Here is a 25455-nt window from a genome sequence, read left to right as displayed (position 1 = left end):
CTTTTTAATAAGTGGTTAACTTTCCTCACCCATTTTTATGTTTGCATCGCCATATTTCATCAGAAAAGAATCTAACATTTTAGTATAAATCTCCGGCTGTTCATCCTGAACTAAATGTGCCGCAAAAGGAACAACTGCAATGTGCATATTCGAATTTATTTCTTGATAATAGCAAGCGCCCTCTATCTCGTCTCTTTTTCCTTCGCCTACTATGCAAAGAATCGGCATCTTTAATGCATGTATATCCTTAATTTCATGAAATGGATACCACGTTGAATCTTGTGTTATTAAAAGGGCTTCTCTCCAATCCCCTCTATGAATTTGGTTGAAATAATCAGCTACCTCTTCCTTTTGCAAAAGGTGACTTTGTTGCTCTATGTCTTTAAGATGTAACTCTTCCCAATTATCAGGCTTTAAGGGCATAACCCCCGAGATAGTTAAACTCTTTACTTTTTTAGGATGCTTTTTTGCAAAAATGATGGCTACCAATGCTCCTATTGATCCTCCTACAATATGAGCAGAGTCTATTCCTACATGTTCCAACGTTTCAAACAAATCATTAGCAGATTCATCAAAGAAATTAGAAAAATTGGCAACTACAGAATGACCATGCCCTCTTAAATCAGGAGAAATCACCTGATAATGCCTTTGAAAAAAAGCTCTTTGATACTCAAAATCTGTTAACCCTGTTTGCAAACCAGTATGAAGAAATACAATCGGTTCTCCTTTTCCTTGAATAGAAGTATGTAATATCACTCAATTCCCTCTCCTTATTTCCCTAATTTTCTAAATTTTTATATTTCATCATCAAGTATAACCGATTTTTCACAGTAAATATATGGTACACTAGCTAAATTAGACGTTAATTAAAAGGTGTTGAGACAATGATAAAAGAAATCTGCGTAGAAAACTTCACACTCGTCCCAAGAGCTATTCAAAATGGTGCAGATCGGATTGAGCTCTGCGATAATCTATCTGTAGGGGGAACGACTGTTAGCTATGGTGTTGCTGCTAAAACTATCTCCTTTTGTCGAAATACCAATACTAAAGTAATGGCAATTGTTCGTCCAAGAGGTGGGAATTTTATTTATACCGAAGATGAAGTGGATATTATGTGCCAGGATATTCATCTTTTTAAACAGCTTGGTGTTAATGGAGTGGTAATTGGTTGTTTAAATAAAGGGCAATGGATTGATGAAGAAGCAATGGAAAGATGCTTAACCGCTGCTACTGGTTTGGAGGTTACCTTTCATATGGCCTTTGATCATATTGCTCCTGAGTTAAAGAACCAAGCAATCGACTGGCTCATTTCCCATCGGGTAAACCGGATATTAACACATGGTGGTCCTCTATCTACTAAAATTGAAGATAATATACCTACGCTGAAAAGTTATATCGAATACGCTGCTGGAAAAATCATTATTCTTCCTGGTGGAGGGATTACCTCTGCTAACCTTCCAGTTCTATCTGTTCAGTTAGAGATGAAAGAAGTCCATGGATCAAAAATTTTTGGAGCATAGTAAATTATCGGAAACTACATAGTAAAAGGAGATATCCTAAACGGATACTCCTTTACTACTTTTACCCTCTAAAAAAATCCTTCAACACTTGAAAATCCTCTCTAACATCAATCTTATTGGGCTCAGCACTTTGTAATCTTTCAATAATAGCTGGAAGCTCGTTTAAATCCTTATTATCGGTATACTCAATAAATGATAATTCATGTAGCCAATCATTATACGAGTGCTTCGCTTTTCCGTAGCTATTCCCGAATACCAAGCAAGGAGTCTTTGTGATAATTGAAAAGATCATTGCATGCAACCGATCTGTGATTATTAATTTTTTAGAACCAATTTTATCAAGCATTTTTAATAATTGAGGTTCACGATCAGCATAATCAATCACATCAACTTCTGAAAGCACCGTATCCGTTCGTTCCACTGGATTATCTTTTCCAACCAAGTTCATTAAGTCTGAGACAAAATTTTCTTCTGTTACTTTTTCCTTGTCTGCTCTTAGAACGAATAGAACACCTTCCCTTTCAAGGTCCCTTGGTTCAATGGAAAGGGATAGCACCATATCTGGAGTGTACAGTACATTTGCTTGGAAAGTATCTTTTAAGATTTCTAATGTCTGATTCTCTCTTGCTACTAAAGTGAGGTTAGGATTTTTGTTATATGCTTCTTGGCTTTTTTTCTTTTCTGCTTGTCCTTCCTCTGTATCCTCAAAAAAGGCAGATTGAGGGAACACAATCGTTCGGTAATCTTTAAATGACTCGATGACCTTTCTGCGATCCTCCTCAATATCCAAGTACAGGCTTCCTAAATTTCCTCCACCGGTAAAACAAACAACATCATCCGTTTTAATAATCTTTTTAACTAAATCGATTCCTTCCTCTGTTGCATAATCCATAATTTCAATATATTCATAGTAAGGGAAGCAATTTTTAATAAATTTCTCTTCCGCATACGCTATGGCCTGATCGCCAATATTTGTATAACTCGGAGAGCCAAATAGAAACACTTTTCTTTTATTATTAAATAACGCTTCCTGATTTACATTCGGAGCAATTCCTTTTACTATATGAAACTCTTTTCTCGCTTGGTTTAACATAACGCCATTCCTCCTTCTATAGATCTTGTAGTTTTTGTCATATACCCCAAATGAGCAATATTTATTCCCAAATTAGTCACTTTCTCTCTTACTTCTTCTGTTTCCATGCCAATAGAATGGCCTTGCCATCACTTGGTGCATTTTCTCCATAATCAAAAGGAAGCAACGCAAAGAAGATATAGTATAGGGAGAAATACGCAAACTGATAGAAAAAGGAGCTTCTTGGGAAAACATCCTGCATAATGAATAAATTTATTACTAAAACGGACAATAGATTAAATAAAATTCCTCCACTATGAATTAAAATCCGTTGCCATCTCTTTTTTTCTTCAATTCCTTTATAATAGCAAGTTGCATCTATAAAATAGAACAAATGAACATGGATGGGACCAATACAGAATAGCTCATTCCCCTTTCCAACGATCAAATCACCCTTTCCGCCAAACAGCCAAACAAAAAAATGGTGTCCAGAGGCATGAATCAAGCTAACAATAGGCAATATAACGAAAAAGGCCCATGCGAATTTATCAAGATCGTCTAGAGAAAACATCCTCATCCTCCCTTCTTCCTATCAGGATGAACTAGTTTACAGATTATTACTCTTTTAAATTTGATATAGTTAAGATACCTCCATACTTTAAAAGTAAATCCTCCATTAGATATTTGATAGATTTTGGAAATATTTATACTATATAATGGATTTATCTGATAATTTCATAGAAAGGAGAACTATTTTGATACAAAAAATTGGACAAATTGGCGTAACAGTAAGAAATTTAGAACAAGCCGTTCACTTTTATAAAGAAAAACTTGACCTTCCACTTTTGTTTCAAACAGATAATATGGCCTTTTTTGTTTGTAACGGTTTGCGTTTACTTATCACTCTACCTGAAAATGAAGAATTTGATCATCTAAGCTCAACGATCTATTTTCAAGTGGAGGATATCAAATCAGCTTATGAGAAGTTAAGGAAGAAGAAGGTTCTTATGGAAAGTGAACCACACCTTGTTGCTAAGATGGGAACTACCGAAACCTGGATGGCCTTCTTTCGTGATTCCGAGGGGAATATGCATGCATTAATGAGTGAGATAGAGGCTGCCTGATTAGGTAGCTACTTGTTTTTACTTTTTGGGTTAGGTTGATGAACTTTATTCCTCACGCTTTGTTTTTTTCCGTTATTATTCACCTGCTTAAAGCCACACATTCTTCGAGATGCCGGCTTTTCTTTTTATTTAGTTGAATAGTGAAAATCTTCTCTTGTATCCTTATTCCTGTGCTTACCTTCCCTTTTATAGGGGGCAAAGCAATTGCTTACCTTTTCCCTTTGTATTAGACAATTTCCATTCCCCTGTACTTTTCTTTTAAAAAAATATAAACTCATGCAGGTATGGTTCTTTATTAAACCATTTAAAGCCTCCAAGTTTCACGTGAAACAAGGAGGCTTTTAACGATATATTTATATATTTCCTAGAAAATATTCTCATTCACTTCTTCCTTTAAACTAAAAATGCAAACAATTTGATGATAGGAGCTAAAGTTTTTATAGCTATTCTCTTCCAAAATGCCACATCTGCTTGCTCTACATCTTCTTTTGCTTTATAGCTTCCATCTTCTGAAACCTGAAGACTATGGTTATCGACCGTTTTATTTAGTTCTTTCTGCAAAAAGTGAGCAAATTCTTCACTATCAATCAAAAGCATGGTTTCTGTGTTTAGGAACGTACTTCTGGCATCTACATTGTAGGAACCAATCAAACTAATTTTTTCATCAAATATATATGTTTTTCCATGAAGGGACTCTGTCTTTTCCTGATATTCAAATAATTCATCGACCCAATTAATGATAGAGTGTCTGTTTGACCAATATCCTGAAAAAGCAACCATATTAGGTGTTGATGCAGCAGAGTTTGTCAGCACCTTCCAATGATCTACTTTTATTTTCTCTGGCTTTACATATTCAAGCATTTTCTTCGTAGGAACAATATATGGACTTTCTAAGTAAATGGACTTTGTAGATTGCTCGGTTAAAGAAATTAGTTCCTTCCAAATTAATGGATCTTTATTAACCCGCTGATGTGGATTGTGCAGCAAAAATACCTTGTCAGTTGAATAAGCATCTTTTTTCCAATCTATTGCTTTATCTATTGGCAATGGATACACATCTTTTGCATGTGTTAGAAGGTCCATTGCTTCTTCCTCTTTTTCTTTCCCTAATTGTATCTTCCTATGTGATATTTTTTTAACTGCATTCTTTGAAAAAGGATGTTCCCAAACATATTGATAATAATCATCTATTTTCTTTAATACACTGGTATCCTTTTGTTCCTCTGTAAATACAATAACATCTCGATCATTTGACGCTCCTTTTGTTCCTGCTGCGCTAAAGTATTTATCCCCTATATTTCTTCCCCCCACTATAGCAAGTTCACTATCAATGATAAATAGCTTATCATGAAATCGATTATTCCATGTCCAAGGCTTTCCTAAATGAAGAGGTTCATAATACTTCAATTTGATATTTGGATGAGTAAATATCGCATAGCTATATAAACGTAAATCTTTGTTGAATTGATTGACTATGCCATCTAATAAAAGCCTTACTTTGACACCACGATTCGCTGCATCAAACAAACAGCCGAAGAATAAATCTGCATATGGTCCCTTTTGAATCGCATAAGTGGATATATCAACAGATGCCTTTGCGTTCTTTATCAATTGCAGCCTTGCTAGACCTGAGTCTTCCCTATCTTGTAATAAAACGACTTTATCAGGCGAGACCACTTTTTTATCATTCTGATTGAGTTTAGTCGTTGGCTTCCAAAAAGGGTCTGCCTTGGGATGATAAAAATAAGGAACAATGACACAAGAAATTACAATATAAAGAAGGTAAACTCCAACAAATACCATGATTGTCTTCAGACTATGACCGATCATATTGTCTCCCACCATTTTTTTATCTTATTCTTACTATCTTCTCCCTAATTTGAAGTATTATTAAAAAGAAAAATTCTATTGAATATTAATTACTATTTATTGTTTTAAAAAGTATTCATGGAGAAGTAGAAAGAAGTCAGTCTTGATTCAATAAAGTGGGGAGTAAAAGGGTCAAAAGATATCGTAATATCTTTTGACCCTTTTACTGATCTTATATCCAAATCTTAAATAAACCATCATTGATTCCGATGTTATACATATAATAAATTCCAAATAGGATACTGATGCTTCCTGTGATTTTTGTAAAAAGGGCATTTACCATTACCCCTTTGTTTGAGAATACAAATGGGACACCTAATACAGTAGTAAATAGTAACATGCCGACACAGGTCCCTATACCAAAAATAATGATATAAATTGCACCTTCCCATATGGTATGTACTGTACTCATCGTTAATAGAACCATTGCTGCACTTCCCGCAAGCCCATGAACTAATCCTAATAAAGTGGACTTCCAATAAGAAGTTGCTCCATTTCTGTGATGGGAATGTGTTTTTCTTTCTTTTAAAAAAACATTTGAAATTCCTAAATAAACAAGGACGATGCCAACTATAAATTCCAAAGACATCGCTACTGGATCTGATATTTCCTGTTTTAATCCAATGACAATTAACCCAAATACAAATAATGTAAAGGTATGTCCAATTCCCCAAAATACCCCAGACAAAGAGGAATTCCATAAATTTTTGCTTCTACTCGCAATCGTAGAAACTGCAATTACATGATCTGGTTCTAATGCATGCTTAAATCCAAGTATTAGTCCAAATAATAAGATGGACAGCAATCCAAATTCCATTATTGATGTTCCTCCGTTTGACTTATTATGTTAGTATTTTCTCCATCTAAGTGCTTCTTTTCCTAAAAGAAACTTCCGTGCATAGGTATGCACTGATTGAAAGATTCTCTCAATTACTCCGGTATTACAAGCTAAAATGCGTAAAATGACTCCATTTTCAGGTAGTTTGGAAATACCAAGGCGGATATCCTCTTCCTCCTTTTCCACTAAGTGATTCAATTCTTGATAAAAGGAGCGATCCGCTTGGTCATGTACAAGTACAAGTGTTCCAATATGGGTAAAACCTTCCATTTGCATAATAGATGTAAAGTCTTCTTCCGGTTTCAAATAAAGATGATCAAAGAAGATTAGTTTATTATTTCTATATATTTTTTGCTTGGAGCGAATCCATGCATATTTAAAGAAACTCCCATCCGCCGCCCATCCAGGAGTGATGATATCACTAGCAAAATAACAGGATCCTTCTTCCATATGTACAACTGTATTTTGAAAATATTTAGCTTGTTCATAAGCGATTATAGGATCAGGAAAGTGTTCTAATATACTATTTCTTTCAAGGGTAATCACCGTATCTTGCTTCACATAGTCCATTGGTGTTCGATATATTTTTGTAGAGGATTGGGTGGTAACAGAGATTGCGGCGTCTTCCTCCACACAAATGGATGTTTTATATCTATCTCCATCCACATAACCTCCTCCTACATGAATACAATAAATGGATGGTGCACTTTCTTCTAAATAAACTGGCCGCGTAATTTTCATAGCTCCTTCATAATAACAATCACTAAGCACTGTTTTATGTTGTCTTTTCTTTGCAGAAAATTGCAAAACACCTGTATAAGTCATTATCTATAGTCCAATGAGAAATGCTTGCTTTTTAATCCATTCCACTACTTCTGAAAGTCCAATTTCCTCTTTCAAGTTTGTAAAAATATAAGGCTTCTCTCCTCTTGCTGCAATCGTATCTCGCTCCATCACTTCCAAGCTCGCACCAACATATGGAGCTAAATCAATTTTATTAATAATAAACAAGTCCGATTTAATCATCCCTTGCCCACCTTTTCGTGGGATTTTTTCTCCTTGAGCTACGTCAATAATATAAATAGAAAAATCTACAAGCTCTGGACTAAAGGTTGCAGCCAAGTTATCTCCACCACTTTCGACAAATATTAGCTCTAAGTCTGGATGTAATTCCTTTAGCTCATCAATAGCTGCAAAATTCATTGACGCATCCTCTCTAATGGCGGTGTGAGGACATCCTCCTGTTTCTACACCGATAACTCGATCTTCTGGCAACACACCATTTTTCAGTAAAAATAATGCATCCTCTTTCGTATAAATATCATTTGTTACAACGGCCATGCTAAGCTCATGTTGCATAGAACGAGTTAATTTTTCAACAAGCATCGTTTTCCCTGCACCAACTGGGCCTCCGATTCCAATTCGTATTGCTTCCATTTATTTCACTCTCCATTTGCTAAATAATTAAACTTATGACATAAAAAGACGGACATGTAACTGTTCATGCCTCATTTGTGCTATCTCAAGTCCGGGACTAACACTCGCAAAATCATCTATTGTTAACCCCATAATGGTATCCACACACGTATCTATTAACGGCTGGATTTCAACCAGTATCTTTTGTCCATTGGTTTGTCCTAAAGGGATGCCGCGCACAGCATTTTGAACAAGGGAAGAGACGGATGTAAAAAGATAGGTTTTCATAGCAAGCACTTCTTCCACATTCAAATAGTGAGCAAGAATCGCAAATACAATGCTTGTATGTCCAAAAGCATCCTTTTCTTTTATATGGGAAATATATTTTGTTATATTAGCAGAGTGATAGAGGTCTTGGCAGAGCTTAGCCATCCTTTCCCCCATTCTTTTATTTCCCATTCTTGTTTCTTCAGCTAGAGAGGAAACGTATAAAATTCTATCTACTTCTAAAACTTTATCCCAGCTACTTGTTGCGATTCCTTCATATGCTAAGTGAAAGGCAAGACCATCTACATAGACGAGCTGTTTCTTTAAATAAATTGTTAATGCCTTATAAAAGCTGTGCTTATCCGTCACTGTCCCTTCTTGGATATATGTTTCCAAGCCAAAGGAGTGAGAAAAAGCCCCTGAAGGAAAGTTAGAATCACTTAGCTGCAGCAATGGATATAAAGAATTAGTCATGGCTATGCCCAATATGGCGGAAGGCCTGCTTTACCTTTCGATTCTCTCTTTTATAGGGAATTAATAATTGCTGTAATAATTCTTCTACCAAATAATCATATTGAACAATCATTTCATTGCCTTCAAATTGTGCAGGTAAATGACGGTTTCCAAGCTGGTGTGCAATTTCACCCATTTGCTGGATGCTTAATGGCTGAATGGTTAGAACATCATCTTCCTTCACAGAAATGACAATCATATTCTTATCATCCATGTATAATACATCTCCATCAAGGAGGTCCCTCTTATCTGCTAAGCGAATGCCGATTTCCTTTCCATGGTCTGTCACAACTCGCTGGACTCTTTTTAATAAATCATCGCTGTGCAAATAAACTCTTTCTACGTGATTTGCTCTTTTTTCTAATGTTGCTATATTTCCAACAATCTTTTCAATAATCATCTTAATCACCTCAAAATAAAAAATATCGCTGTGCCATTGGCAGCGTCTTTGCTGGCTCGCATGTCGCAAGCTTTCCATCCACCTTTACTTCATAGGTTTGCGGATCAACTTCAATGGTTGGCGTCTCTCCGTTAAAAAGCATATCTGCTTTTTTTAATTTTCTTATTCCAGCAACAGGCTTAACTATTTTTTGCAAATTAAGCGCTTGATGAATTCCTTTTTCATAGGCTGCTTTTGAAACAAATGTCATCGAGGTTTGATATTTTGCACGACCGAAACTTGCAAACATCGGCCGATAAAAAACAGGCTGTGGTGTGGGAATACTAGCATTAGGATCCCCCATTATGCTATGAGCAATTAATCCTCCTTTTAAAATAAGATCCGGTTTCACTCCGAAGAAAGCAGGATCCCATACAACTAAATCAGCTAATTTTCCTACTTCAATGGATCCAACATAATCAGAAATTCCATGAACAATTGCTGGATTAATCGTATATTTTGATACATATCGCTTTAGACGAAAGTTGTCGCCAACTCCCTTGTCTTCCTCCAGTTTCCCTCTTTGCTTTTTCATCTTATCCGCTGTTTGCCATGTTCTAGTAATTACTTCCCCTATCCTTCCCATAGCTTGAGAGTCTGATGAAATCATGCTGAAGATGCCTAAGTCATGAAGAATATCTTCTGCTGCAATGGTTTCTTTGCGAATACGAGAATCAGCAAATGCAATATCTTCCGGAACGGATGGATCTAAGTGATGACAAACCATCAGCATATCTAAATGCTCTTCCAGTGTATTTATCGTATAAGGTCTTGTTGGATTTGTAGAAGATGGCAAAATATTAGAATAACTAGCTGCCTTTATAATGTCTGGTGCGTGGCCCCCACCTGCGCCTTCTGTATGATAAGTATGGATTACTCGTCCATCAATGGCAGCAATGGTATCTTCAACAAAGCCGCCTTCATTTAAAGTATCTGTATGTATCGCTACCTGCACATCATATTTATCCGCAACTTTTAAACTTGTATCAATAGCTGCAGTTGTAGTCCCCCAATCCTCATGCAGCTTCAAGCCTATCGCTCCTGCTTCAATTTGCTCTGCCAACGCGTCTTCACTTGATGCATTTCCTTTTCCAAGAAACCCTAAATTCATCGGAAAGGCTTCTGCTGCCTCAAGCATACGATGAATATTCCAAGCTCCCGGTGTACATGTCGTTGCATTCGTTCCTGTTGCAGGACCAGTACCTCCACCAATCATTGTAGTAACTCCTGAACTAAGGGCCGTTTCTATTTGTTGAGGACAGATAAAATGGATATGTGCATCAATCCCACCAGCCGTAACTATCTTTCCTTCTGCGGCAATTACTTCTGTAGCAGCTCCAATCACTATATTGACACTATCCATCAACAAAGGATTTCCAGCTTTTCCGATTGCTGTAATTTTCCCATCTTTTACGCCAATATCCGCCTTATATATTCCTGTGTAATCAAGAATAATGGCATTTGTTAGGACAAGGTCAACCGTATCCTTCCGTGTAGCCAGCGGGTGCTGTCCCATCCCGTCACGTATTACTTTTCCCCCACCAAACTTTACTTCATCTCCGTATATCGTGTAGTCTTTTTCTATCTCTAAAAAAAGTTCTGTATCTGCTAAGCGAATAGCGTCTCCAACTGTTGGGCCAAACATATCTGCATATTGATTTCTCGTCATCCGAAAACTCATTAATAAGCCTCCTTTCTCGCAATCTCTTATACCAAACCATTTGTTAGATTGTTTAAACCATAGACCTTTCTCTGCCCTGAAAAGGGAACAAGCCGCACTTCCTTTTCGTCTCCTGGTTCAAAGCGGACAGCAGTACCGGCTGGGATATTTAAATGCATTCCAACTGCCTCCTCTCTACTAAACTGCAAGGAATTATTTACTTCATAAAAGTGAAAATGAGAACCAACCTGAACGGGACGATCTCCTTTATTTAACACTTTTACTGTGATAGCATTTTTTCCTTCATTGCAAATAATTTCTTCCTTTTTCAAAACGTATTCACCAGGAATCATTGCACTTCTCCTTTATCGTATGGGATTATGAACGGTAACAAGCTTCGTTCCATCAGGAAAGGTTGCCTCTACCTGTATATCTGGGATCATTTCCGGGATGCCTTCCATTACATCCTCTCTTTTCAATATAGTTGCTCCATATTGCATCAGCTCTGCTACTGTTTTGCCGTCTCTCGCACCCTCTAAGACTTCATATGTAATAATGGCAATCGATTCTGGATAATTTAATTTCAAGCCTCTACCTTGCCGGCGACGGGCAAGATCTGCAGCAACTACAATCATTAATTTTTCCATTTCCTTAGATGTTAGTTTCATCTTAAACTTCCTTCCCGCCATAAAATAACTTAATTTTTTAAATTATCGAAAATTATTATATACTGTTTTCTACTAAAACGATTAAAATTCCTTCTACAAGTTTAGTAGAGGGAACGACTTTTACGAATAAATTTTGTTTATGGTCCTTAATTGAGAAAAACCCTTAACAAATGAAAATCACTGAATATGCAACAAAAATAACTTAAATTTCATACGAATGTTATCTACTTTTTACAAAAGGAAGCGAGAAATATGGTATATAAAAATTAAAATAATTATTATTAAGTTCTATCTTATCCTTGACAAAATAATTAGGTTTATATAATAATAAATGTTGAATTGTAATAATTATTATTTGCATAAGTTTGGATTATTCGTCTAAACTAGTAATAAATTTTATTCATAATAGGAGGAATTTAAAAGATGTCAATTATTGGAAGAGAAGTTGCACCATTTAAAGCTCAAGCATTTCAAAAAGGTGAATTTATTGAAGTAACAGAAGAAAACTTAAAAGGTAAATGGAGCATTTTCTGTTTCTACCCAGCTGATTTCACTTTCGTTTGCCCAACTGAACTAGAAGACTTACAAAATGAATATGCTACATTAAAAGACCTTGGTGTAGAAGTGTACTCTGTTTCTACAGACACTCATTTCACACATAAAGCATGGCATGATCATTCAGATGCTATCGGTAAAATCGAATACATCATGATTGGTGACCCAACACAAAAAATCTCTCGTGACTTTGAAATTCTAAACGAAGAAGCTGGTCTTGCAGATCGCGGAACGTTCATTATCGATCCAGATGGTAAAATCCAAGCTGTTGAAATCAACGCAGATGGCATCGGCCGTGACGCTAGCACACTTGTAAACAAAATTAAAGCTGCACAATATGTTCGCAACAATCCAGGTGAAGTTTGCCCAGCAAAATGGCAAGAAGGTAGCACAACACTTAAGCCAAGCCTAGACCTTGTTGGTAAAATTTAAGGGAGTGGCTCTATATGTTATTAGATAATGAGATAAAAGGGCAACTGAATCAATATCTGCAAATGATGGAAGGCGATGTGGTTCTTAAGGTTAGCGCGGGTTCTGATGATGTTTCCCGCGACATGCTAGCACTAGTTGATGAACTAGCTACCATGTCTTCATACATTAAAGTAGAAAATACCCAATTAGAGAGAACACCAAGCTTTAGTGTAAATCGTGTCGGTGAGGACACTGGAATCACTTTTGCCGGTATCCCTCTTGGTCATGAATTTACTTCCTTAGTATTGGCTTTACTTCAAGTAAGTGGTAGAGCTCCTAAAGTAGACCAAAAAGCAATCGATCAAATTAAAGCAATCAAAGGTGAATATCGCTTTGAATCTTACATTAGCTTAACTTGCCATAACTGTCCTGATGTTGTGCAAGCATTGAATGTGATGAGTCTATTAAACCCTGGCATCACACATACAATGATTGATGGGGCAGCTTTCAAAGAAGAAGTAGAAAGCAAGGATATCATGGCTGTCCCTACTGTTTTCCTTAATGGAGAATCATTCGGCAGTGGTCGTATGTCATTAGAAGAAATTTTAGCAAAAATGGGTAGCACAGCTGATGCTTCTGAATTTGCTGACAAAGATCCTTTTGATGTATTAGTAGTCGGTGGTGGTCCTGCTGGAGCAAGCGCTGCAATCTATGCTGCTCGTAAAGGAATTCGCACAGGTATTGTTGCAGAGCGCTTCGGTGGTCAAATTATGGACACTTTAGCTATCGAAAACTTCATTAGTGTGAAACAAACAGAAGGTCCAAAACTTGCTGCTAGTTTAGAAGAACATGTCAAAGAATATAACATTGATGTTATGAACCTTCAACGTGCTAAACGCCTAGAGAAAAAAGATTTAATAGAAATCGAGTTAGAAAATGGTGCGGTACTTAAAAGTAAATCTGTTATTCTATCAACTGGCGCTCGCTGGCGCAATGTTGGCGTACCTGGTGAAGCAGAATTTAAGAACAAAGGTGTAGCATATTGCCCACACTGTGATGGACCATTATTCACTGGAAAAGATGTTGCTGTAATTGGTGGCGGTAACTCAGGAATTGAAGCTGCTATTGACTTGGCAGGAATTGTGAAACACGTAACAGTACTTGAATTCATGTCAGAATTAAAAGCTGACTCTGTTTTACAAGAGCGTCTTTATAGCCTACCAAATGTAACAGTTCTTAAAAATGTTCAAACAAAAGAAATTACTGGTACTGATAAAGTTGACGGTATTACTTATATTGAACGTGAAACAGGCGAAGAAAAACATGTCGAGCTTGCAGGTGTATTCGTTCAAATCGGTCTTGTTCCTAATACAGATTGGTTAGAAGGTACTGTTGAACGTAATAGAATGGGTGAAATTCTTGTTGATAAGCATGGCGCTACAAGCCTACCAGGTGTATTTGCAGCTGGAGATTGTACAGACAGTGCTTATAAGCAAATCATTATTTCTATGGGTTCAGGTGCAACTGCTTCTTTAGGTGCTTTTGATTATTTGATTCGTAATTAATAGATTTTGATAAGGAGCCTCCTTTTTTGGGAGGCTCCTTTTATTTTGTAAATTTTGATTAAGGTTGTGGATTGTTTTAGCAAATTTCTTTGCTGAGCTAGCTTTCTCTGTTACTTTCCTCCCTTTTTCCTAACAAAACGGTCTTTAATCAAACTCCACTCTCGCCTACAAACTGTTGATAAAAAACCCCTCAACAATTAAAAAAAACTGCCCTCTAAAGCAGGACAGCCTTTTTCTCTTTATAGCTCCAACTCCATCCACTCATCTGTTTCCTTAAAGCCGAACTTCTTATAAACAGGTCTACCAAGCTTTGAAGCACCTAGCCACATTTTCGTAATGTTTAAGTTTTTGGCTTCGTCTACTAATTTTGTTAATAGACTTGTAGCAATTCCTTTTCCACGATAATCATTTTTCGTATACATATTGGTTACATAAGCTTTTTTTCCACTCTTATTAGTATAGGAAGGAGGAAAGTCATAAATAACAATTGCTCCTGTTGCTATGATCTCGTTTTGCTCCTCTACCTCTACTACCCATTGAATAAGAGTTCCTTCAGCTAATTTCTTCTGAAAGAAAGTTTTCAGCTCGTTATCAATATCTTTATCAGCTTTAATTCCTTCATCAACTAATTGAATTTTCCTCATTTCCACTAGCAAGTTGATATCGTCAACAGTCGCTTTGCGATATTTCATCCAATCTCTCTCTTTCCTATAAACGTTAATCTGTTATTATTTATCAGATTTTCCTTTAATAAGCTTTTTTTCCGAACCAAAAAGCATTGTTACACTAAGGCCTAATATAAAAGTAATCAAGCAGAATATAAGGGTTGTTATTCCTGTAACCATTCCTGGAAAAACAACGAAAAGAGAGCCAAGAATTAGCCCTATAATGATTGCATAAGTGATATGCGGAAAATGGGATAGTGAATATTTAATCCCTTTACTACTTCCAATAAATCCAACTACTGCACCAAGTCCAATAACCAAGATTACTGGGATATTTAATGTAGATAATGCATTAATGGCTGTTGAATATACACCAAGCAGCAGTAAAATAAACGAGCCACTAATTCCAGGAAGCAACATTGCCATACTAGCAAGCCAGCCAGAGAAAAATAACCCAATGACCGATAATAAAGATAAAGAGGTTATTGGTTCGGTAGTCTTTTCTGGGTTTAAAAAAGCCATTGAAGCAATTAGAATAGCCGCTAATGCTAGAATAATATAATGTCGGGAACCAAAGTTTTTTTTCGGCTGTGCCTGCTTAAGCATAAGTGGAATGACACCAATGATTAATCCAATAAAAAAGAATTGTGTTGGCTCATGATAATTTTCCAATAAAAATTCAATCAATCTGCTTAACAATAAAAGAGCAGTACCCATTCCGACCGCTAACGGTATTAAAAAACCTAATTGCTCTTTCCAGCGTTTACTAAAAAAACCACTGATGGCATCTAGCAAACGATCATAAATACCCAAAATGACGGCAATTGTTCCACCACTCACACCAGGTATTAAATCACTAATTCCCATAATAAAGCCTCTATATAAATTCTTCCATTCCATTAATTCTTATTTCCTCCCTATCAATCCGCTCATAGATTTACACATTTTGAATAGTTTACAAACTATTTTCCAATTCTATCATACCATATTTTCTAGTATCTTATTTTTTTCTAAATAAAAAAATATACTATGCAATAAAAACAAAGAAATCATCCCCATATATATTAATCTCTTCAATAATTATCCAACAATACTTTACAAATTGACTAATTAATAGGTATAATCATTTTTATAGTTTTGAATGTTCTTTACATATACAATATTCAGAATTAACCAACATAAATAATAGGGGGAATACTTCATGAAGCGAAAAAATTGGTTATTACTTCTCACTTTCGCATTTGTGCTAAGTGTATTAGCAGCATGCTCTGGTGATAATACCAACGTTTCTACAGATGCAGACGACGATGAAAAAAATTCCGGCGAAAAGGTCCTTAACTTTTTAAATCCTGAGGCCATTCCATCAATGGATCCATCTTTAGCTACAGATGAATCTTCATTTATCTATTTAGGAGCTACTATGGAAGGTCTTTACCGCTTAGATAAAGATACACAACCATCACCTGGTATTGCTACAAAGCATTCCGTTAGTGAAGATGGTTTAACTTGGACTTTTACATTAAGAGAAGATGCTAAGTGGTCAAATGGAGAGCCAGTTACAGCAAATGACTTTGTTTACGCATGGCAACGTGCTGTCAATCCTGATACTGGATCAGAATATGGTCCATATATGATGAATGGCGTAATCAAAAATGCTTCTGCTATCAGCAGTGGTGAACTTGCTGTTGACCAACTAGGAGTAAAGGCTGATGGAGATTATACACTTGTTGTAGAATTAGAAAACCCAACTCCTTATTTTGAAACATTAACTACATTCGGCACATTCTTACCACTTAATCAAAAGTTTGTGGAGGAAAAAGGGGATAGCTTTGCAACAAGTTCTGAAAGCCTATTAGCAAACGGACCTTACACAATGTCCGATTGGGATAGCACAAGTAATTCATGGGTACTTGCAAAGAACGATAATTATTGGGATGCAAGCACAGTTCAAATGGATAAATTAACATTTGAAGTAGTAAAAGATCCACAAACAGCACTTAACTTATATGAAAAGGGATCTGTTGACCGTATGGATCTTACATCTGATTTAGTTGACCAATATTCAACAGATGAGAATTATGTGGTTTCAGCAGATACATTTGTCTACTTCCTTAAATTTAACCAAACAACATCTGAGGCTTTAGCAAACCAAAATATTCGTCTAGCTATTAGCCGCGCATTTGACAAAGAGGCTTTAGTTAACGAAATCTTAAATAACGGTTCTATCGTAGCGGATGGACTTGTTCCAACAGACTTCACTCCAATGCCAGAAACTGGAGAAGACTTCCGTGAAGTTAGCGGTGATCTTGTATCCTATGATTTAGAAGCAGCTAAAGAATACTGGGCAAAAGGTTTAAAAGAGTTAGGTACTGATAAAGTAGAGCTTGAGTTTTTAGCAGATGATGATGCGACAACAAAAACATTAATCCAATATGTTGCTAATCAGCTATCAACAAACTTAGAAGGACTAACAGTTAACATCAAACAAGTTCCAAAAGAGCAACGACTTGACTTAGATACTAATATGCAATATGAGCTTCAACTTTCTAGATGGGGTCCAGACTTCCTTGATCCATATACATTCATGAACCTGTGGATTACAGACGGAGGAAACAATAAAACTGGATATTCCAATAAAGAATATGATCAGTTAGTTAGCGATACTGCAACAAAATATGCAACAGATAATGTTGCTCGTTATGAAAATTTCCTAAAAGCAGAGAAATTATTATTTGAAGATGCACCAATTGCACCTGTTTACCAAGCATCTAGAGCACAACTAATTTCACCAAAAGTTCAAAACGTATTCGTAAATCCATTTGGAGCAACTTATGAGTATAAGTGGGCTGACGTAGCAGAATAAGAAAAAAGCTATTTAAAAAGTGGGAATATTACCGAAAAGGTAGATTCCCACTTTTTTTAAACTATTTTTTAAGTGCATACTTCCTCTTATTTATGCTTCTTTCATTATTCGTAAAAATTCCTCATAAGAGCTTGCTTTTAATATTTTATGAACGCCCGAATGATCCTCGATAAATTTCCCAAGGACATCATACATTTCTTGCAAGTCTTCCTGACTATTTCTTTTCACACATAGCAAGAAGACAATTTGCACCGGATTGTTATTCCAGTCAATGGGCTTTTCTAACGTGCAAACACATAAAAATGTTTTTTCTGTCTGCGGAGTAATTGGATGTGGGATTGCAACCAAATTCCCATAAGAGGTTGGGGCCACTTTTTCCCGTTCATATACTGCTTCTAAAAAGGCTTTACCCACAAAACCTTGCTCCATTAATTGTCCATGTAAAAAGGCTAATACTTCCTCTTTTGTATGAAATGCTTGCTTAAAGAAGACAAGATCTTGAAGGAAAAATGATTCCATTGGCTGATGATTACTATGCGTTAAAATAAATTTTTCAATTGCTTTTAAATCACTTTCCTTTAGAATCGCATTTACCTCTATCACAGGTACAGCAAAGCTTTCCTTGATTGGAATGGAGCTTACAATAAAATCAATCTCATTTAAATTATATTGATCAAGCATATAATATTCGGTTGTCCCAATCACTTCTAAGTTGCTTCCAAAATAAGATTTTAATCGGTAATAAATTAACTGTGCTGTTCCTAAGCCAGAAGCACAAACTACAAGACAGCGCTTTGGACCTGAATGTAATTTTTTTCTTTCCATTGCTGCACCGATATGCAAAGCTAAATAGCCAATCTCATTCTCATCCATTTCAATTTCTGTATACTCTTTAATTGCCAGTCCTGCAATAATTCCCGCCTCATAGGCAAGTGGATAATTGTTCTTAATCTCTTGCAACATCGGATTTCTAATATTCATGCCATACTTGATTCGATTAACAGCTGGCTTCAAATGCATGCTCATGCCAAAGATAAGCTCTTCATCCTTCGAAATCCCTAAATCGAGTTTTTCTTCCATCTTTGCCAAGACAAAATCAACTAACTGAAGAATATCATCCTCAATCACATGATCAATATGACCTTTTTTCTGGGTAACTAGCTTTGTTCCAAGTAAATGCATGGCAATATAGGCTATTTCTGCTTGCGGAAACTTAATTTGATATAGTTCCTCTACTTCTTTTGCAATTTCATTTGCCACATGATATTCCCTTTGTTGTTCAATCTCATCCATATCTGCATGGAATATCGCCACATAATGACCACTAATAATTCGTTTTCGAGCAATGACAATGTGAATGAATAAATTATTTATAGCAATATCAGAAAGGGTTATTTGGTACTTCTTTATTTGTCTTAAAATAATTTCTTGAATAGCTTCCATATTCTCGTCGTCAAAAATGGAAGGAAGCGGGCTGTCAATTGTATTGGTTGACTGTTTTTTTCGATCAAGTACATATTCTGATAAACAAAAACGAACCTTTATTTCATCCCCTACTGCCTTAAGTCCATAATTTGGTCTTGCCTCAAGTGTAATGTCATATTTTTGCAGAATCTCTTTCACATTTTTAATATCTTGTTGAATCGTAGACTTACTTACAAATAATTCATCTGCAAGATCATCCAATTTAAGATAATGGTCATTTAATAAAAAACGGATAATAATATAGGTAACCCTATCCTCAGGTGTTTTAGGAATACTAACATGAGACAGAGTGTTTTCTACAAAGATTGAATGTAAGTATTGTTGGAAGACAGGCTTATCCCAAATTTCTAATGTATAGCCTTTGGATATAACAGAGATTATTTTGGCACCATGATTGTTTAATAGCGCATCTAAATTTTTAATATCTTCTCTCGTTGTTCGAGCAGTAACATGATTAACAGTAGCTAAATATTCGCCTGTAACAGGTGTATCCGCTGCCAATAATTCACGTAAAACTTGTTTCATTCGGGAGCTTAACAAAATAAAGTCTCCTTCCTTTATAAATTTACATTAATACTATATAAATATAATTCCTTCCAGCTATTATAACAAGGTAAGTTGCTTGTTATTTCATAGGAGCTTGGTCGCTCAATAATTTTTGAGGTATTATTCTATTCAAAAAACATTCTTACTCAAAAAGGTTCTGATCTTAATCCTTGATCAGAACCTATCCTTTATATCTTGAAAATTTTTTATCAGAAATGATAAAGTGAACCTTCCATCAGTTAGGCTGACACGAACTGATGGTTAGTTAGTTGCGCCATTCAAACAATGGAACTCCCAACCAATCCCTCGAGTTCTCATTAGCAATAGACGAGATCTTTTGTCCATTATGTGATGGATAAGAAAATTCTTTAAAACCCATTATTTTTTGCTACATTTTTAAACCAGTGGGCACTTTTCTTTGGCGTTCTTTGTTGTGTCTTTATGTCTACTGAAATAAAACCATAGCGATTTTTATAGGCATTAGACCAAGACCAATTATCCATGAATGTCCATAGATGATATCCTTTTACATTGCAGCCTTCTTCTAAGGATTTATGCAACCATTGTAAATGGCCTTCAATGAATTCAATTCGATAGTCGTCTTGAATTTGTCCGTCTTTCAAGAAACGCTCTTCGTCTTGAACTCCCATGCCATTTTCAGAAATAAAGGACTCTACATTTCCGTAGTTTTCCTTTAAATTCACCATGATATCGTAAATTCCTTTTTCGTAAATTTCCCAGCCACGATAAGGGTTCATCTTTCTGCCTGGCATCTCATATGGATCAAAGAACCATTCTGGCATAAAAGGACTATATGGATTAGGTAAATGCTCTTTTGCTTTTACTCTGCGTGGCTGATAATAGTTAACACCAAGGATATCCACTGTATTTTCCTTTATTATTTCTAAGTCGCCTTGTTCTACATGTGGCATTTGTCCATGTTCACGTAGTATTTCTACCAATTCCTCTGGATACTCGCCGAGAACAGCAGGATCTAAGAAGCTTCTATTAAAGAATAAATCACAAATATTTGCCGCTTTTAAGTCGTACGGATTTTGGCTTCTTGGATAAGATGGAGTTAAATTCAAGACAATCCCAATTTTCGTGTCTTCGTCTTTATTCCAACCCCTGAAAGCTTGGACAGCTTTTGCATGTGCTAAAACTGTATGATAAGCAACTTGTGCTGCCTTTTTAAAGTCGACAATATTCGGATAGTGAAAATCGTACAAGTATCCACCTTCAACAGGAACAATCGGCTCATTGAATGTAAACCATTTTTTCACACGATCACCAAATAGTTGGAAAGCTTGCAAAGCATATGCTTGGTATGCATCCACTACTTCACGATTCTCCCAGCCACCGATATTCTGCATTTCTAATGGCATATCGAAATGATACAGGGTAACGAATGGCTCAATTCCATTAGCTAGAAGCTCATCAATTACATTATTATAAAAGCTCACTGCTTCTGGATTAACTTCTCCCCGTCCGTTTGGAATTAATCTAGACCACGAAATAGATAGGCGGAACGAATTATGTCCAATTTCCTTCATCAATTGAATATCTTCTTTATATTGATAATAAAAATTAGAAGTATTCCCAGGTCCTACATTATCAAAAAAACGATTTGGCTCTGCCTCATACCAATGATCCCAAATGTTTTTTCCTTTTCCTGCTTCATTTGCTGCACCTTCAATTTGCGTTGCAGATGTGGCACTTCCCCACCAAAAACCTTCAGGAAATTTGTATTGAACAGTCATTTTTTGAAACCCCCAACTTATTTATTACGATAGATTTCTATTATCTCAGTAGCTAAATCGCGGACAGTAATAGCAGTCATTAAATGATCTTGAGAGTGAACTAAAATTACGTTCACACCTGCTCCATTTCCACTCGCCTCTTCTTGGAGTAATTTCGTTTGAAAACCATGCGCTTTTCCAAGTTCTGCACTTGACTCGTCTATTAACCGATCCGCCTCGTCAAAATTCCCCTCTTTTGCTTCTTGTATTGCTTCCATCGCACATGAACGACCATTTCCAGCAAAAAGAATAATTTGAAAAGCTATTTCTGTCATCTTGTTATCTGTTTCCATCCCTGTCACTCCATTCTCGAATACCAAAGGGGGTTTACACTTATACTTAACGAAGGTAAAACCCCTTTCCTTAAATTTAAATTTCTATTTTATACTTTTATTATCCTTGTTTTTCTGTTTCATAATAATTTTTATCTAATACTTTTAGGAATGGCCACCAAATCGCCATTACAACAAGTAAGTTAAAGATTTGAAGTGCTGCACCTCTCAAGTCATTACCTGTTGCTAAAAATCCACTAATACCAATTGGTGTTGTCCACGGAACAATGATTCCTGCAGGTTTTGGAACAATACCAGCTGACATTGTAAGATAAGTAATTACCGTTACAACTACTGGCGCTAATAGCCAAGGAATAAGAACTAATGGATTCATAATGATTGGTAATCCAAAGATAATTGGTTCATTTACGTTAAATATCCCTGCTGGACCACCTAGTTTACCAAGTTCTTTTGTTTGTCTGCTCTTACCGATTAAGAAGATAAGGATAACAACACCTAATGTCATTCCTGTACCACCCATACCAACTAAGAACGTGTCCATAAATTGCTTTGTAACAACGTTTGGAAGCTCTGTTCCTGCTTGGAAGGCACTGAAGTTTTGATCATTCAATGCATACCAAATTGGATCTAGGACAGAGTTCATAATAATCTGACCATGTAAACCGAAGAACCAGAATAATTGAATTAATAGTACAACTACGATTGTTGCTGGCAGACTACTACCTAAAGCAGTTAATGGCTCTTGAATAATGGTATAAATAAAGTTCTGTACTGTATCAAACGGTGTAAAGCTAAATAGAATACGAATGATTAAAAAGATTGTCAATGTTAATGTAATCGGAATCAATGCACTAAATGATCGAGATACAGAATCTGGAACACCAGGAGGCATTTTTATCGTCCAGTTTTTCTTCACAAAGAAGCGATATAGCTCTGCAGAAAGAAATGCAGTGAAAATTCCTAAGAACATCCCTTGTGCACCAAGAATAGCAGTCGGGATAACGCCTGTTACTTCCCCTAATTCTTGTGGGTTTAAGATAAGAAATGATGCTACCCCCACTACTGCACCATAAATCGCTTCAAGCCCATAATGTTGGGTCAATTTATATCCTATACCCATTATTACAAATAGCCCCATTATACTTAAAGTTGCAGCAGATGCCGGACCTAACGCATTTTGGTAAGCTGTATATGCTTCTGGACTAATCCATTTATCTAGGAAAGGAAAGTTCGCAATTACAACAAAAATTGAACCAAAAATGATTAGCGGCAAGGCAACCATAAAACCATCACGTAACGCTGCTAAATAACGATTGTTATTCAATTTTTCAGCAATTGGCAACAGAATATTTTCCAAAACCTCCATAAATTTATTCATAAGGTTTATCCTCTCTTCCTTAAATTAGTAAGTGTTTTCATTTTTAAAATAAATGATTACTTATTATTTTCGATTAATTCTAATGCTTTATTTAATACTGCTAATCCGTCGATACGTCCATAAGCAACCGGATCAATAACATCTAATGGAATACCAACTGTTTCAGCCGCAACAGCAAGCTTCTTTTTCAAAAAGCGCATTTGTGGACCAATTAAAAGTACATCTGCACGTTCCATATCTGTTTGCGCTTTATCTTGAGCAACAGCCCAAATTTCTGCTTCAATTCCTTTCTCTTTTGCAGCATCTTTCATTTTTGATACTAGTAAACTTGTAGACATACCTGATGAACAAGCTAATAGAATTCTTTTCATTTTAATGACCTCCAACATGATTTATTGTTAATGGAATTATTTAATATTTACTACACTTTTATCTTACAATGAAAACTCTTACAACTTAACATATTGTTTTTCCGTCTAAAGGAGGAAATTAAATGTTAGCACTTTCATTCATCCTTGTGTCTAAATTTCCGACATGCTAAAAAGGGAGCTTTCAAGAAGAATTTAAAAAGCTGGGCCATAGGTATTCCAACCAAATAAAAAAAACCAAACAATTTATACGGAAATGCTCATAAAATTCCGTATAATTGTTCGAGTTTTATAAATTTCAAGAAAGAAAATTAGTGAAATTAAATAGCTATTTGAAAGATTTTTCACCTTTTCCCGTTATATATTTTGATTTGTCTCAGACTTGCAGCTTTACTCTTTTTCTTCATAACGGAAATACTTAAAGTCTGCTGATATGTTTTGGCCGCTTGTATCTTGACATTGCATTCCTACAAATGCTCCTGTGAAGAAGCCTCCTCCGCGAATATAATCGTCCGATAATTTCTTAGATTCAAAATTAATATCTATTTTATGCCACTCTTCTTTATTAAAGGAATACGAATAGTAGTAGATTTCATTCTCGACAGTTACGCTTAAATATACATATTCCGCTTCACTTGGGACAATAATTTTCTCCTTTAGTGGCTGGGAGAACGAGAAGTTATCACAAACCGTTAAATCAAGGATGCGACCAAGATTTTCATCGTATGTTATTTGTAATGCTGTCCAATTTTCTGTGTTGTAGTAATTTACTAATCCGGCAGCCTGTTGTATATTTTCCGGTGTAAAAGCTACTGCTGTTTCTGCTTCAAATTGAAGACTTTGCCAGCGTCTAGCTACAAAAGACTGTGTAAAAGTGGATGTTAATGATTCCTGACCAAATAAGCGTAAATGATTAGGTCTTTCCGTTAAGGAACCTAATTGTTCTGTAAATGGAATACGTAATGTTTGAAAATTTATATTTAGCTTATCTTGAGTAAATTCATCCAATACTGGATAGGTGGAAGGAAACTTGGTTTCAGGAATCTTTGGTGCTTCTACCTCCAAGCTTCCTTCTTTTCCACCTACAACATATGGCCAGGCATCTCTCCATTCAAGCTTTTGAATAGCTGTTTCTCTGCCTAAAGGACAGTATCCTCTTTGTTGAATAATTGACGCATCATCTGGATGAATAGGGCGACCCGTTAAATGGGCTAAATACCATTCATCTGTATGTGTTTGGATAATAGACGCATGTCCACATTTTTGCAATGGATTTCTAGGGTCGTGCCAAGATGTTAAAATTGGATTATTTGGATGAACCTCATACGGACCCTCTATGTTTTTGGAACGCGCAATCGTTGCTGCATGCTCATACTCCGTTCCACCTTCTGCAGTTAACAAATAATAATATTCGCCAATATGATAAAGATGCGGTGCTTCTGTCAATTTAATATCCGTACCTTTAAAGATATTTTGAGGTTTATTGATTAACTTTTTCTGCTCTGTGCAATATTCCTGCATCACAATTCCACCAAATGGATGACGATCTATTCGTTGGTCCCAAAGCATATTTAACAAATACTTCTTTCCATCCGTATCATGGAACAAGGAGGCATCAAATCCAGAACTATTTAATTTTACTGGCTCTCCCCAATCACCATCAACCGTTTCAGAAGTAACCAAATAGTTATGACAATCCTTCCAAGCACCATCTATTACTTTTACATCTGTGTAAATAAGCCAAAACTTTCCGTCACTATAACTCAAGCAAGGTGCCCACACACCACCAGAGTTAGGATTTCCTTTCATATCTAATTGGGATACTCTTTGTAATGGGTGTGCAACTAATTCCCAATTAACTAAATCTTTAGAATGATGAATTTGTACTCCCGGAAACCATTCGAAAGTAGATACTGCAATATAATAGTCTTCACCAACTCTGCAAATGCTAGGGTCCGGATTGAATCCTTTCAGTACTGGGTTGATAATCTTCATCTTAATTTCCTCCTTCGCGGTCCTTTTTAATCAGTTAGTTTGTTCGTCATATTAACTACGTTAACTCTTTTTGAAAGCGTTGTCAATCATATCGTAAAAATTACATGCATTTTCGTTTAGTATAACTAGGAAATGTCCACAGATGA

General features: G+C 36.0%; 25 protein-coding genes. 5 read left to right on the top strand and 20 right to left on the bottom strand.

Going from position 1 to position 25455, the window contains the following annotated elements; translation table 11 throughout:
* Positions 1–15: 15 nt before the first annotated feature.
* Complete coding sequence (locus tag ADJ83_RS18535; RefSeq protein WP_048718664.1) at positions 16–756, bottom strand: alpha/beta fold hydrolase; 741 nt, start codon at positions 754–756, stop codon at positions 16–18.
* A gap of 128 nt (positions 757–884) precedes the next feature.
* On the opposite strand from ADJ83_RS18535, the gene ADJ83_RS18530 reads away from it, so the two are divergent.
* Positions 885–1520 (top strand): copper homeostasis protein CutC, encoded by a 636-nt coding sequence (locus tag ADJ83_RS18530; protein ID WP_031539286.1) that lies wholly within the window; start codon positions 885–887, stop codon positions 1518–1520.
* Between the two features lie 61 nt (positions 1521–1581).
* Here the strand turns inward: ADJ83_RS18530 and ADJ83_RS18525 are convergent, their stop codons facing one another.
* Positions 1582–2613: a polysaccharide pyruvyl transferase family protein gene (locus ADJ83_RS18525; RefSeq protein ID WP_031539287.1), complete on the bottom strand. Its 1032-nt coding sequence runs from the start codon at positions 2611–2613 to the stop codon at positions 1582–1584.
* Between the two features lie 88 nt (positions 2614–2701).
* On the bottom strand, positions 2702–3163 hold the full coding sequence (locus tag ADJ83_RS18520; protein WP_031539288.1) for a hypothetical protein: 462 nt from the start codon (positions 3161–3163) through the stop codon (positions 2702–2704).
* Between the two features lie 145 nt (positions 3164–3308).
* On the opposite strand from ADJ83_RS18520, the gene ADJ83_RS18515 reads away from it, so the two are divergent.
* Positions 3309–3716: a VOC family protein gene (locus ADJ83_RS18515; protein WP_031539289.1), complete on the top strand. Its 408-nt coding sequence runs from the start codon at positions 3309–3311 to the stop codon at positions 3714–3716.
* 393 nt (positions 3717–4109) lie between these two features.
* Here the strand turns inward: ADJ83_RS18515 and ADJ83_RS18510 are convergent, their stop codons facing one another.
* The 9 genes from ADJ83_RS18510 to ADJ83_RS18470 form a co-directional block, all read right to left on the bottom strand.
* A complete protein-coding gene (locus ADJ83_RS18510; RefSeq protein WP_031539290.1) occupies positions 4110–5546 on the bottom strand; it encodes a phospholipase D-like domain-containing protein in 1437 nt (478 codons plus the stop codon).
* Positions 5547–5757: 211 nt separating this feature from the next.
* Positions 5758–6402: an urease accessory protein UreH gene (locus ADJ83_RS18505; protein ID WP_031535423.1), complete on the bottom strand. Its 645-nt coding sequence runs from the start codon at positions 6400–6402 to the stop codon at positions 5758–5760.
* A gap of 30 nt (positions 6403–6432) precedes the next feature.
* Positions 6433–7248 carry an urease accessory protein UreD gene (locus ADJ83_RS18500; protein WP_031535425.1) on the bottom strand — a complete coding sequence of 272 codons (816 nt, stop codon included), beginning with the start codon at positions 7246–7248 and terminating at the stop codon, positions 6433–6435.
* Positions 7249–7251: 3 nt separating this feature from the next.
* Positions 7252–7860 carry an urease accessory protein UreG gene (ureG, locus tag ADJ83_RS18495; RefSeq protein ID WP_031535427.1) on the bottom strand — a complete coding sequence of 203 codons (609 nt, stop codon included), beginning with the start codon at positions 7858–7860 and terminating at the stop codon, positions 7252–7254.
* A gap of 33 nt (positions 7861–7893) precedes the next feature.
* Positions 7894–8580: an urease accessory protein UreF gene (locus tag ADJ83_RS18490; RefSeq protein ID WP_048718656.1), complete on the bottom strand. Its 687-nt coding sequence runs from the start codon at positions 8578–8580 to the stop codon at positions 7894–7896.
* Positions 8573–9019, bottom strand: a complete 447-nt coding sequence (gene ureE / locus ADJ83_RS18485; protein ID WP_048718653.1) for an urease accessory protein UreE — start codon at positions 9017–9019, stop codon at positions 8573–8575. The genes ADJ83_RS18490 and ureE overlap by 8 nt, the downstream gene beginning before the upstream one ends.
* A gap of 10 nt (positions 9020–9029) precedes the next feature.
* The gene (gene ureC / locus ADJ83_RS18480; protein ID WP_048718651.1) at positions 9030–10739 is read right to left on the bottom strand and encodes an urease subunit alpha; all 1710 of its coding nucleotides are present in this window, start codon (positions 10737–10739) and stop codon (positions 9030–9032) included.
* Between the two features lie 26 nt (positions 10740–10765).
* Positions 10766–11071, bottom strand: coding sequence for an urease subunit beta (locus tag ADJ83_RS18475; RefSeq protein ID WP_048718649.1), 306 nt, complete (start codon positions 11069–11071; stop codon positions 10766–10768).
* A gap of 12 nt (positions 11072–11083) precedes the next feature.
* Positions 11084–11386, bottom strand: a complete 303-nt coding sequence (locus tag ADJ83_RS18470) for an urease subunit gamma (RefSeq protein WP_048718647.1) — start codon at positions 11384–11386, stop codon at positions 11084–11086.
* A 423-nt stretch (positions 11387–11809) separates the two neighbouring features.
* Here ADJ83_RS18470 and ahpC point away from each other — a divergent pair, with 423 nt between their 5' ends.
* Positions 11810–12373, top strand: a complete 564-nt coding sequence (ahpC, locus tag ADJ83_RS18465; protein WP_031535438.1) for an alkyl hydroperoxide reductase subunit C — start codon at positions 11810–11812, stop codon at positions 12371–12373.
* 14 nt (positions 12374–12387) lie between these two features.
* On the top strand, positions 12388–13917 hold the full coding sequence (gene ahpF / locus ADJ83_RS18460) for an alkyl hydroperoxide reductase subunit F (protein WP_031535440.1): 1530 nt from the start codon (positions 12388–12390) through the stop codon (positions 13915–13917).
* A gap of 239 nt (positions 13918–14156) precedes the next feature.
* On the opposite strand, the gene ADJ83_RS18455 is transcribed toward ahpF, so the two are convergent.
* Together ADJ83_RS18455 and ADJ83_RS18450 are read right to left on the bottom strand one after the other, a co-directional pair.
* Entirely contained in the window at positions 14157–14609 is a 453-nt protein-coding gene (locus ADJ83_RS18455) for a GNAT family N-acetyltransferase (protein WP_031535442.1), read from the bottom strand.
* A gap of 36 nt (positions 14610–14645) precedes the next feature.
* The gene (locus tag ADJ83_RS18450; RefSeq protein ID WP_048718642.1) at positions 14646–15482 is read right to left on the bottom strand and encodes a DUF368 domain-containing protein; all 837 of its coding nucleotides are present in this window, start codon (positions 15480–15482) and stop codon (positions 14646–14648) included.
* Between the two features lie 301 nt (positions 15483–15783).
* Here ADJ83_RS18450 and ADJ83_RS18445 point away from each other — a divergent pair, with 301 nt between their 5' ends.
* Positions 15784–17445, top strand: a complete 1662-nt coding sequence (locus tag ADJ83_RS18445; RefSeq protein WP_048718640.1) for a peptide ABC transporter substrate-binding protein — start codon at positions 15784–15786, stop codon at positions 17443–17445.
* 90 nt (positions 17446–17535) lie between these two features.
* Here ADJ83_RS18445 and ADJ83_RS18440 read toward each other — a convergent pair whose 3' ends face one another.
* From ADJ83_RS18440 to xynB, 6 genes are all read right to left on the bottom strand, one after another.
* On the bottom strand, positions 17536–19470 hold the full coding sequence (locus tag ADJ83_RS18440; protein WP_048718637.1) for a BglG family transcription antiterminator: 1935 nt from the start codon (positions 19468–19470) through the stop codon (positions 17536–17538).
* A 374-nt stretch (positions 19471–19844) separates the two neighbouring features.
* Positions 19845–21236 (bottom strand): glycoside hydrolase family 1 protein, encoded by a 1392-nt coding sequence (locus tag ADJ83_RS18435; protein WP_048718634.1) that lies wholly within the window; start codon positions 21234–21236, stop codon positions 19845–19847.
* Positions 21237–21253: 17 nt separating this feature from the next.
* Positions 21254–21568, bottom strand: coding sequence for a PTS lactose/cellobiose transporter subunit IIA (locus tag ADJ83_RS18430; RefSeq protein ID WP_048718632.1), 315 nt, complete (start codon positions 21566–21568; stop codon positions 21254–21256).
* Between the two features lie 100 nt (positions 21569–21668).
* On the bottom strand, positions 21669–22946 hold the full coding sequence (gene celB / locus ADJ83_RS18425; RefSeq protein ID WP_031535455.1) for a PTS cellobiose transporter subunit IIC: 1278 nt from the start codon (positions 22944–22946) through the stop codon (positions 21669–21671).
* Positions 22947–23002: 56 nt separating this feature from the next.
* Entirely contained in the window at positions 23003–23317 is a 315-nt protein-coding gene (locus ADJ83_RS18420; RefSeq protein ID WP_031535456.1) for a PTS sugar transporter subunit IIB, read from the bottom strand.
* Between the two features lie 387 nt (positions 23318–23704).
* On the bottom strand, positions 23705–25309 hold the full coding sequence (gene xynB, locus ADJ83_RS18415; protein ID WP_031535458.1) for a xylan 1,4-beta-xylosidase: 1605 nt from the start codon (positions 25307–25309) through the stop codon (positions 23705–23707).
* Positions 25310–25455: the final 146 nt, after the last annotated feature.

The sequence above is a fragment of the Bacillus sp. 522_BSPC genome, from assembly GCF_001076885.1.
Taxonomy (GTDB): Bacteria; Bacillota; Bacilli; order Bacillales; family Cytobacillaceae; genus Niallia; species Niallia hominis.
This window is presented reverse-complemented; position numbering and strand designations above follow the sequence as displayed.

Excerpts from the sequence above, each read along its gene's own strand:
- ADJ83_RS18530 (WP_031539286.1), top strand. The coding sequence starts at position 885 with ATGATAAAAGAAATCTGCGTAGAAAACTTCACACTCGTCCCAAGAGCT.
- ADJ83_RS18525 (WP_031539287.1), bottom strand. The coding sequence starts at position 2,613 with ATGTTAAACCAAGCGAGAAAAGAGTTTCATATAGTAAAAGGAATTGCT.
- ADJ83_RS18520 (WP_031539288.1), bottom strand. The coding sequence starts at position 3,163 with ATGTTTTCTCTAGACGATCTTGATAAATTCGCATGGGCCTTTTTCGTT.
- ADJ83_RS18515 (WP_031539289.1), top strand. The coding sequence starts at position 3,309 with ATGGATTTATCTGATAATTTCATAGAAAGGAGAACTATTTTGATACAA.
- ADJ83_RS18510 (WP_031539290.1), bottom strand. The coding sequence starts at position 5,546 with ATGATCGGTCATAGTCTGAAGACAATCATGGTATTTGTTGGAGTTTAC.
- ADJ83_RS18505 (WP_031535423.1), bottom strand. The coding sequence starts at position 6,402 with ATGGAATTTGGATTGCTGTCCATCTTATTATTTGGACTAATACTTGGA.
- ADJ83_RS18500 (WP_031535425.1), bottom strand. The coding sequence starts at position 7,248 with ATGACTTATACAGGTGTTTTGCAATTTTCTGCAAAGAAAAGACAACAT.
- ureG (WP_031535427.1), bottom strand. The coding sequence starts at position 7,860 with ATGGAAGCAATACGAATTGGAATCGGAGGCCCAGTTGGTGCAGGGAAA.
- ADJ83_RS18490 (WP_048718656.1), bottom strand. The coding sequence starts at position 8,580 with ATGACTAATTCTTTATATCCATTGCTGCAGCTAAGTGATTCTAACTTT.
- ureE (WP_048718653.1), bottom strand. The coding sequence starts at position 9,019 with ATGATTATTGAAAAGATTGTTGGAAATATAGCAACATTAGAAAAAAGA.
- ureC (WP_048718651.1), bottom strand. The coding sequence starts at position 10,739 with ATGAGTTTTCGGATGACGAGAAATCAATATGCAGATATGTTTGGCCCA.
- ADJ83_RS18475 (WP_048718649.1), bottom strand. The coding sequence starts at position 11,071 with ATGATTCCTGGTGAATACGTTTTGAAAAAGGAAGAAATTATTTGCAAT.
- ADJ83_RS18470 (WP_048718647.1), bottom strand. The coding sequence starts at position 11,386 with ATGAAACTAACATCTAAGGAAATGGAAAAATTAATGATTGTAGTTGCT.
- ahpC (WP_031535438.1), top strand. The coding sequence starts at position 11,810 with ATGTCAATTATTGGAAGAGAAGTTGCACCATTTAAAGCTCAAGCATTT.
- ahpF (WP_031535440.1), top strand. The coding sequence starts at position 12,388 with ATGTTATTAGATAATGAGATAAAAGGGCAACTGAATCAATATCTGCAA.
- ADJ83_RS18455 (WP_031535442.1), bottom strand. The coding sequence starts at position 14,609 with ATGAAATATCGCAAAGCGACTGTTGACGATATCAACTTGCTAGTGGAA.
- ADJ83_RS18450 (WP_048718642.1), bottom strand. The coding sequence starts at position 15,482 with ATGGAATGGAAGAATTTATATAGAGGCTTTATTATGGGAATTAGTGAT.
- ADJ83_RS18445 (WP_048718640.1), top strand. The coding sequence starts at position 15,784 with ATGAAGCGAAAAAATTGGTTATTACTTCTCACTTTCGCATTTGTGCTA.
- ADJ83_RS18435 (WP_048718634.1), bottom strand. The coding sequence starts at position 21,236 with ATGACTGTTCAATACAAATTTCCTGAAGGTTTTTGGTGGGGAAGTGCC.
- ADJ83_RS18430 (WP_048718632.1), bottom strand. The coding sequence starts at position 21,568 with ATGGAAACAGATAACAAGATGACAGAAATAGCTTTTCAAATTATTCTT.
- celB (WP_031535455.1), bottom strand. The coding sequence starts at position 22,946 with ATGAATAAATTTATGGAGGTTTTGGAAAATATTCTGTTGCCAATTGCT.
- ADJ83_RS18420 (WP_031535456.1), bottom strand. The coding sequence starts at position 23,317 with ATGAAAAGAATTCTATTAGCTTGTTCATCAGGTATGTCTACAAGTTTA.
- xynB (WP_031535458.1), bottom strand. The coding sequence starts at position 25,309 with ATGAAGATTATCAACCCAGTACTGAAAGGATTCAATCCGGACCCTAGC.